This is a genomic window from Mesorhizobium sp. M7A.F.Ca.CA.002.04.1.1, assembly GCF_004022805.1.
In the GTDB taxonomy this organism is placed as follows: domain Bacteria; phylum Pseudomonadota; class Alphaproteobacteria; order Rhizobiales; family Rhizobiaceae; genus Mesorhizobium; species Mesorhizobium ciceri.
In genome coordinates, this window is record NZ_RZPL01000166.1 from 1 (window position 1) to 9113 (window position 9113).

A 9113-nucleotide genomic window follows, 5' to 3' on the forward strand; every position below is an offset into this window, starting at 1 on the left:
GCCACTGTCTCGGCAAGCGCCTCCTGCAGCGCCTTCTCGTCGGAGGCCTGGATGTATTTGCCGCCGGTGTTGTCGGCGAGGCAGGCGATCTGCTTGCCCTCGTCGGCGGTCAGGCCGAAGCCGACGACATCGGCGGTGAAGTCGACGCCGGATGCCTCGAGCTCCTTACCAAGCGCGCAGGGGTCACCGCCGCATGTTTCGAGCCCGTCGGTGATGAGCACGACCGTCGCCTTGTCCTCGGTGTATTTCAGCGCCTCGGCCGCCTGTTTGACCGCCGCCGTCAGCGGCGTCTTGCCGAGGAATTTCAGGCTGTCGGCGGCGGCCGAAATGGCGCTGCCCGAACCTGCCTGCGGCGGCACGATCAGCTGGATGTCGTCGCAGCTGCCCTTTTCACGGTGGCCATAGGCCATGAAGCCGATCTCGTCGTCGGTGGGGACCGATTGAAGCACGGTTCGAAGCGACTCGCGGGCGATTTCGAGCTTGGGCCTGCCGTCGATCTGCGCCCACATCGAGCCGGACGCATCGAGAATGATGATGACCTTGTTTGCGGCGAAGCCGAACGTCGTCATCGACAAAAGGAGGATCGCCGCAGCGACGCCCCGTGCAAGTCCCGCCATCGAAATCTCCTAAATCCGCCCCTGATCCGGGCGGCAAGCTATTTGACGCGGCGCCGGGACACAAGTCCGGGCGCCCGGTGCGCAGGGCTGCGGACCCAGCTTAACAAAAATCCTGACGACAGCCAGTTCGGCGGTGTCGGCAGCCTTTTACCCGGTAATAGGAATTTTTTCTTGACACCATGACCTCAGCTAAGGTACATATTTGGCTATGGTGCTGATTTGCGCCGGTGACCCGCCGCAATAGGCGGGTTTTTCGTTTGTTGCACCCGTCAGCCTACGCGCGGCGAAGGCTCCGAAAGAACCCATTAACCCGAATTCATGGCCTTGGCCCGATGCGCCGGGCCGAATGCCGAACTTTCAACGAAAACGAAAACCAGCTTAGTAAGTCGTGCGGCGTTCTTCCGAAGGCGGCCTGCCGAATTGCAGCCGGTAGCTCTGGGCGAAGTAGGAATGCGAGGTGAAGCCCGTCGCGATCGCCACGTCGAGGATCGGCATGTTGGTCTGGCGCAGCAGTTCGCGCGCCCGCTCCAGCCGCAATCGCATATAGTAACGGCCGGGCGTGACGCTGAGATGGCGCAGGAACAGGCGCTCGACCTGGCGCACCGAAAGGCCGGCGGATTTGGCCAGCTGTACCGCCGACAGCGGCTCGTCGAGGTGGTCGGCCATCAGTTCGACGATGCGCCTGAGCTTCTCCGACTTGCCGGTCAGGTCGCGTTCGGGTCCGACGCGCTGACGGTCGCCGGCCGAGCGGATGCGTTCGTGCTGGAACTGGTTGGCGACGCCATTGGCCAGGTTCGAGCCGAAATCGCCGCGCACGATCTCCAGCATCAGGTCGATCGAAGTGGTGCCGCCGGCACAGGTGTAGCGCTTGCGATCGATCTCGAAGACGTTGCCGGTGCAGTTGATGTCGGGGAATCGCTCGACGAAGCCGGCGCGGTTTTCCCAATGGATGGTGCAGCGATAGCCTTCGAGCTGGCCGGCCTCGGCCAGCAGGTAGGACCCGACCGACAGGGCACCCAGCGCATTGCCGCGCCGGCCCCAGCTTCGCAAAGCCGCCAGCACCTTGCTCTTGCCGGGGAATTCGGTCGTCAGCCCGACCGAGACGAAAAGGATATCGACCGGCGGCAGGTCGGCAACGGCGTAGTCGATCTTGAGCGGCAGGCCATTGGAAGCCATCACCGGATCGCCATCGGCCGACACCGTGGTCCAACCGTAGAAGTCGCGGCCAAGCAACCGGTTCGCCGACCGGAACGTATCGATCGCGGCAGCCAGCGAGAACATGGAGAACTTGTCTACCAGCAGGAATGCGAACTGCCGGCCGCCTTGAACGGGGTCAGTCATGACCGGCCGTTCTGAGGGAACACTGGGGTTCGGCAAAGCTGCAGCTTTCTGGCGGGTCAGAAGGACGGCCGTTTCAATCCGGCCGAAAGGTAGGCGGAGGCTAACGTATTGGCCATCAGCATGGCAATGGTCATGGGGCCGACACCGCCGGGCACCGGTGTGATGGCGCTGGCGGCCCTGGCCGCTTCGGCATAGGCGACATCGCCGACGAGGCGGGACTTGCCCTCGCCCTTTTCCGGCGCCGGGATGCGGTTGATGCCGACATCGATGACGGTGGCGCCTGGCTTCACCCAATCACCCCTGATCATCTCCGGCCTGCCGACGGCCGCGACAAGGATATCGGCGGTGCGGGCCAAGGCCGGCAGATCCCTGGTGCGGCTGTGGGCGATGGTGACGGTGCAGTTGGCGGCAAGCAGCAGGTTGGCCATCGGCTTGCCGACGATGTTGGAGCGGCCGACGACGACTGCGTTGAGGCCGGACAGGTCCTTGCCGCGCACCCGCTCGATCAGAAGCATCGAGCCGGCCGGCGTGCAAGGCACGAACGCTGTTTCGAGTTCACCGGTGCCGAGCTTGCCGACATTGATGAAGTGGAAGCCGTCGACATCCTTTTCCGGCGCGATGGTCTGGATGATCTTGCCGGCGTCAATGTGGGCCGGCAGAGGAAGCTGCACGAGGATGCCATTGATGGCCGGATCGGCGTTGAGGTCGCCGATGATCTTCAGCAATGCCTCTTCGGAGGTTTCGGCCGGCAGCGTATGCTGGACGGAATGAAAGCCGCATTCCTTGGCGGTGCGCGACTTGGACGCGACATAGACCTGGCTGGCCGGATCCTCGCCGACGATGACCACGGCAAGACCGGGCTTGGCCTTGCCCTTGGCGACAAGTTCAGCCGTCAGGGTCTTGACCGTCCCCACAACGTCCCCGGCAACGCTCTTGCCATCAATCACTTCAGCCATGGACCACCCTCAACACCAGAATGCCCAAGCGCGTCGCTTCCGGAAGCGACGCGCTTTTCGATCTTTCACAGCGTGGCATCTTCACGAAAAATCCAACATGCAATCCCGCCAAAGCGCCGTCCCATGCCGTTTACGCGAAACCGGCATGTTTTTGTACGGCACCGCGCAGATTTTTGTGGCTCAGAAGTAGCGGCGGCGCGTGCGGCTCTCGGTCAGTTCGCGAACCGCTTCGCGGAATTCGCGCAGGCTGGCGCGGATTTCCTCGATTGGCGCTTGCTGCTCGGCATCCTCCACGGCCCGCGACGGCTCCGCCGATCGCTGATGAGGCTGAGGCGCCTGCTGCTGCGCGACGGGCGGCTGTGGATAGGACTCGGAAGCGGGCTGAGCCGGATCGGACTGCTGCCCGGCATTGGCGGCCGGCATAGATTGCGGATAGGGATAGCCCGGCTGCTGCGCGTAGCCCAATGGCTGCGCGTAGGGATAGAGCTGCGGCCCGGAATATGGCCGCTGCGTCATCATGGGAGGCGGCAGTGGCGGCTGCGCCGTCTGCTGCGGATGGCCGCCGGGCTGGAAAGGTGGTGCCGGGTATGCTGTCGCGGCCGCCTGCCGGGGCTCGAAGGCCGGCGCCGGCCGGGGATAGGCGCGGTATTGCGGATCCTGCGTTGGCTCCCCGTTTTCGGCAGAGGCCCATTCGACGGTATCGAACGGCTCCTCCCGGGATGGCCTGCGGGAGACGGACTTGTGCAGCCTCGACAGCAAGGCACCGATCCGGCCGGGACCTTCTGCCGGCGAGGCCTCGGCTTGCTGGACAGGCGGTGGCACGGCCGGCGGTGGTGATGCAGGCGGGGGTGTCGATGGCTGCGGCGCTGGTGGTAATGGCGGCGCCGGCGGCGGCGCTGCCCGATATGCCTTGTCTTCGTAAGGCGTCCGGCGTTCGTCCGTGCCATGGTCGCGACGCGAGCGCGAATTGGCGGTGTCACGCAGGCTCTCATAGGCGCCACGCATGGCTCCGAGGCCAATGCCGGAGGCGAAACCCAGCAACAGGCCGGCGAGCGCGACCACGACCCGCGACGGCCCGTTCGGCTCAAGCGGCGCGAAGGCCTTCGAGATCACATTGATGTTGGCGGTGTTGATGTCCTTCTGCTCGCCGGTCTCCTTGGCGCGCAGCAGGTACTGTTCGTAGACGGAACGCTTGGCGGTCGCCTCGCGCTCCAGTTCGCGCATCGACACGAGGTCGCTGTTGACGTCGCCGCTGCGGACCTTCAGCTGCGCCAGGCGAGAGGCAAGATCCTGTTCGAGCTGGACGGCGCGCTTGAGGTCGACCTGCAGCGACGAGCCGATGCGGCGCAGCTCCGAGGCGATGCGTTCGCGTGCGCCGGCAATCTGGGCATTGATCGCCTGGAGTTCGGGGTGACGCGGGCCGAGCCGGATGGCGGCGCGGTCAGCTTCCTGCTTGAGCGACGCATATTGCGAACGCAGATCGCTCATCGTGTTGGAGTTGATCTCCTCCGGCAAGGTACCGGTGAGAACCGAATTGACGTCGACCGAACGCGCCGAGGCCGCCCGGGCGTTGAGTTCCAGGGTCCGGGCGCGCGCGACCGACAGCTGCTCGTTGAGTTTCAGCATCTCATCGTCGCTGATGAGATGGCCCTGCGCGTCAACGAGATCGTGCGTGGCCCTGAAATCCTCGACCTTGCGCTCGGCTGCCTCGACGCCCTTGCGCAACTCGTCAAGCCTGGCCGTCAGTTCGTCGGTGGCGCGGCCTGCGGTGTCCGACTGTATCTGGCCGAAAGTCTGCAGGAAGACATCCGTCATCGTGTTGGCGATGAGGGCCGATTTCTCGCCATTCTGCGTGGTGGCGCTGACGGTGATGACGAAGGTCTTGCCGCCGCGCTCGACCGAAAGGCTCTCAGCCAGATTGCCGACAGCAAGCGCGCGGCGACGGCTGTCGTCGACACCCCCCGGCCCATCATTGCGGGACAGGATGGAGCGAATGAGCGACATGACACTGAGGCCGCCGCCGCCTTGCCCATTGAATTCCGGGTCGTTGACCAGATTGAGCTTGTCGACGACCTTGTTGAGAACAGTGCCTGATGTCAGCACCCGGACCTGGTTCTCGACGATGGCCAGCGTGGCGTCGGAAGCGACGACCGACTGGGTGAGATCGCGGTCGGTGAGCTTCAGGTCGCGCGGGTCGACGATCAGTTCGGTGGTGGCCTCATATTTCTTCGGCGTCGACAGCGCGATGGTGATGCCGAGCGCGGCGCCCAGCAGTGTCGTCGTCACGATCAGCAGCTTCGACTTGCCGACACCGCGCACCACCTGCATCGGATCGATCAGCGGCTTCCACTGCTGGCTGTCCATGCCGTCGTTTCGGGATAACGACGCGTCGCCTGCAGCGTAAGGTTCCGATGTATGATCGGCGCGACGAGCGCCAGCGGTTTCGGCGGCACCAGGCTGTGTCCGCGGCGAGGTTTGCGCGCGGTAAGCTTGCTCACGATCCCCGTCGGCCGCGACCGGATCCGACAGTTTCGGGTTGCGCGCCTCGCGCTGCGAGCGGGCGAGGCGATGACGCGTGGCGGCATCCTCGCGCCATGACGGGTCTGCCCGGTCGCCGATCGAGACCAGCGACGCGTCGGGTTCGTCGCCACGCACAGCCTGGCCCAGCGCCAGCAACGAGCGCTCGCGCTTCCAGTCTTCGCGGTTTTCCCTGTCGACCATCGTCTGGAACTTTACCCTTGGCGACCTGCGAACGGAGATTGGCCATTCGTTAAGCCACGCTAAACAGGCATGGAAAACAAAAGGTTAATTTTCCCGCGCCGAAGCGTCGGTTTCTCGTTTCGGTTGCATCTATTTTCGACACAAGCCCAGCCGCCAGAACGGCACGTTAAGTTTTCCGGCCTAGGCTCTCCTTGAGACATGACGCAGGCCAGTGACATACCGCAAAGGCGGCCCCTCGCCCGGATCGGCAGCTTTTTGGCCGAACGACGGGGGCTGCTTCGCGACTATTTCTCAGCGATCAGCGGTGCCGGTGGGCGACTGGTGTTTTCGCTGGCCTATTTCATCGCGCTGGCCAACACGCTGTCGATATCCGAATTCGGCATGTTCGCCACCGCGTCGGCGGCCGGCGTCATGCTGTCGCGCATCCTCGCCTTTGGGTTCATCTCGGCGCTTTACCGCACCGCCACCATCCGTCCCAATCTGATCGGCACCTTTTCCGCCGGCTTCCTGCTGCTCGGCGTGCTGTCGCTGCCGCTGCTGGCCGCTGCCTCGTTCGGCGTCTATCTGCTTTTCTTTGCCGACACCGTGCCGCTGTCGGTGTTTGCGGCAATCGTCTTTGCCGAAGCGCTGTTGTGGCGGCCGGTGGAGGTGGCGCTGATCGTCAACAACGGCCTGGGCAAGTTCGGCCGCGCCGCGCTGCTGGCCATCCTGGCGACCGCGCTGCGGGCGCTCGGCGCGGTGCTGTTCATGTTCTCAGCGCAACACAGCGTCTGGATATGGTCCTGGTTCTATATCGGCGCCAATGCCGCCTCGCTGCTGATCGCCTTCGGCTTCTTCTACCCGCGCCAGAGGCTGCGGCTGCGCGTCGAGCTTTATCTCAGGCGATTGGCCGATTCCATCTATGTGGCCGGCGCCGAAGTGCTGTTCTACCTGCAGATGGAGTTCGACAAGCTGCTCGTGCTGGCGATCGGCGGCCCGCATCTGGCCGGCATCTACGCCATCATCATGCGGCTGGTCGACCTGACGGCGATTCCGATCCGCACCTTCTCGATGATGCTGGTGCAGCGCATGATGCGCGCGCCGGAACTGTTGTCGCGTCTGGCGGTCAAGAGCGGCATCGAAGGCGGTGTGTTCGCGGTTTCGACGCTGGCGCTGCTGACACTTGGCATCGTGCTGCATTTCTTCCCCAATGCACTCGGCAAGAATGTCGCCGAGGCTGCCCCGCTGGTGGTGCTGGCAATCTGCGTGCCGGGATTGCGCAATCTTGTCGAATACCAGGCCGAGCTTTTGTTCGCACGCGGCCAAACGCTGGTGCGGGCGCTCAATCTCGGCCTGCTCGCCGGATTGAAGGCGCTGTTGCTGACTTATGTGCTGACGACCATCCTCGACACGCCGAAGCTGGTGCTGTCGCTCAATGTCGTCTTCCTGCTTCTGTATCTCGCCTCGACGCTGCTCACCTATTCGGCGATGCGCAAGCCGGCAAAGCCCGTATAGGGCTTTCTCATTTGTGCATGACTTCTGGACAAACGGAAATCGTTTGTCCGAGAAAACCGGTTTCCGCTTTTCGGGATGATCTAATCCAACCCAATCAGACGGCGGATGCGGCCGATATCGGTGCCGATGAAGGATTGCATGCCGATCGCCACCTGCTCCGGCGCCATGGCGGCAACGAAGCGGCGGAACTCGTCATCCGAAAGCGCTTCGCCGGTCCAGTGCACGCGGCAGAACTCTTCGGAACCGTGGAAGTGGCCGGCTCCGTCCAGCAGATCGTCGACATAGCGGCCGTAGATCATGCATTCGGAGAATTTGCGTGCCGAGCCGACGACCTCGACCCAGTTGCGACCATGGACCCTTTCGATCGCACCGCACATCGCCAGCACGGTGTCGCGCCGCCACGCGATCAGCGTCGAGATGTAGTCATGGTTCGACGTCCGGGACGGGTCGATGCCGAGTGCCGAGCCGGCGTTGCGCGACCAGATGCGATGCTCCTCATGACCTTCGTCCGCCAGCACACCGTCGCGGCGGAACAGGCGCACCTTGTCGTCGCGCCAGAAGGCGCCGCAGTCGAAAGGTTTCAGGAAGGCAACATCGGAATCGCAGAAGATGAGCACGTCTTGAGATGCATGCGCTGATATGGCGATGCGGCGCAACTGCTGCACATGCCAGCCGCGCAGCGGCTGGGTCTTCAGGCTGAGCCAGACGCGCCGGCGAAACAGGCTGAACGGATCGTCGAAGGCGTGCAGCCAGCGCGGCAGCAATTCCCGCTCGTCGACCACCGTGCGGCGGCCGGTTTCCAATTGGCGAAACAGGCCGACATCGCGATGCTCGACCAGGATGTAATGGTGCGCCGCGCCGGAAACATGGCGATCAAGTGTCTCGCACAGCAGGCGACAGCGCTCGAAATCGGGCGCATAGCTTGCCGTCACGATGGCCGCCGTCGGTGTCTGCCGAAGCGGGCTTGGCTCGACAGCGGCACCTGGCACGAACCTGCTGTTCATTTGGTATCTCCCGCGGCTTCGGGCGCAAGCGAGAATTTCTGCCTGACGACGCGCAGCAGGAACAGCGGGTTGCCGACCACATAGCGGCGCCACAGGCGGCCCGGCTCGACAGCCAACCGGAACAGCCATTCGAGCCGCAGCCGGCGCATCCACAAGGGCGCGCGGGGCACCGCGCCGCTCAGGAAATCAAGCAACGCGCCGACGGCGATCGGCAGCGTGCAATGGCGCGCGTCGATATGGCGTTCGATCCACAATTCCTGGCGCGGCACGCCCATGGCCACGAGCAGCACGTCGGGCCGAAGCGCGGCAATCCGGTCGACGATTTCCTGCTCCTGCGAAGGGGGGAAATAGCCGTCATGGATCACCACGAACCGGTGCTGCACGGCCAGTGCCGCCAGCTTGACCGACGCCGCTTCTGCGTTGACGCGCGTCGCGCCGAGCAGCCCGACGGTCAGCGGCGTCGTCGAGGCCTGCAGGAAGGCCGGGACGAAATCGGTACCATTGAGATTGTCGGGAAACGGCGCCCCGTAGAGGAGCCTCGCCGCCAGATCGATGCCGATGCCGTCGGGCAGGATGAGGAAATCATCGAGTGCTTCGGCGAACACCGGGTCGGTATAGGCGATGTTGGCATTGTGGGCGTTGAGGAAACTGACCTTGGTGAAGCGCCGCTCGGCAATCAGCCGGTTCAGCAGGGCGATGGCATCGTTCCAGCGGACCGCAACCACCGGGATGCCAAGAATCGTCTTCAGCGTGTCGAGCCCGAACGCGGCGCGGGCGGAATGCATGTTCATGCAAACGCCTCCTGCCTGAGAGGGGCGAGCTTTTCGAGGCCGAGCCGGATGGCAGCGTCGAGCGCCTTGACCTGCGAGCCCCGGAACGCGCTGCCGTCAACGTCGCGGATGTCGGCCGCCGCAGCCTCGAGCGCCCTGGCGAAGGCAACGGGATCGTCGGTGACGACGCAATTGGAAGGACGGTGGTCG

The 9113-nt window shown here is 64.2% G+C and carries 7 protein-coding genes and 1 pseudogene; 1 reads left to right on the top strand and 7 read right to left on the bottom strand.

Going from position 1 to position 9113, the window contains the following annotated elements; all coding sequences use genetic code 11:
- The 4 genes from ENZ75_RS11460 to ENZ75_RS11475 form a co-directional block, all read right to left on the bottom strand.
- Positions 1-617, bottom strand: a 617-nt coding sequence (locus ENZ75_RS11460) for a VWA domain-containing protein (RefSeq protein WP_128278105.1), incomplete at its 3' end; no start/stop codon positions are given.
- 378 nt (positions 618-995) lie between these two features.
- Entirely contained in the window at positions 996-1958 is a 963-nt protein-coding gene (locus ENZ75_RS11465) for a GlxA family transcriptional regulator (RefSeq protein WP_013530232.1), read from the bottom strand.
- Positions 1959-2014: 56 nt separating this feature from the next.
- Entirely contained in the window at positions 2015-2914 is a 900-nt protein-coding gene (gene folD / locus ENZ75_RS11470; RefSeq protein ID WP_063170063.1) for a bifunctional methylenetetrahydrofolate dehydrogenase/methenyltetrahydrofolate cyclohydrolase FolD, read from the bottom strand.
- Between the two features lie 180 nt (positions 2915-3094).
- On the bottom strand, positions 3095-5635 hold the full coding sequence (locus ENZ75_RS11475; RefSeq protein ID WP_063170062.1) for a GumC family protein: 2541 nt from the start codon (positions 5633-5635) through the stop codon (positions 3095-3097).
- Positions 5636-5833: 198 nt separating this feature from the next.
- On the opposite strand from ENZ75_RS11475, the gene ENZ75_RS11480 reads away from it, so the two are divergent.
- Positions 5834-7129: a lipopolysaccharide biosynthesis protein gene (locus ENZ75_RS11480; protein ID WP_013530229.1), complete on the top strand. Its 1296-nt coding sequence runs from the start codon at positions 5834-5836 to the stop codon at positions 7127-7129.
- Positions 7130-7209: 80 nt separating this feature from the next.
- Here ENZ75_RS11480 and ENZ75_RS11485 read toward each other — a convergent pair whose 3' ends face one another.
- From ENZ75_RS11485 to ENZ75_RS11495, 3 genes and pseudogenes are all read right to left on the bottom strand, one after another.
- Complete coding sequence (locus ENZ75_RS11485) at positions 7210-8133, bottom strand: DUF6492 family protein (RefSeq protein ID WP_063170061.1); 924 nt, start codon at positions 8131-8133, stop codon at positions 7210-7212.
- A complete protein-coding gene (locus ENZ75_RS11490; RefSeq protein ID WP_063170060.1) occupies positions 8130-8924 on the bottom strand; it encodes a WecB/TagA/CpsF family glycosyltransferase in 795 nt (264 codons plus the stop codon). The genes ENZ75_RS11485 and ENZ75_RS11490 overlap by 4 nt, the downstream gene beginning before the upstream one ends.
- Positions 8921-9113: pseudogene (locus ENZ75_RS11495) on the bottom strand (glycosyl transferase); the annotation flags it as partial. The gene ENZ75_RS11490 and the pseudogene ENZ75_RS11495, both read right to left, overlap by 4 nt.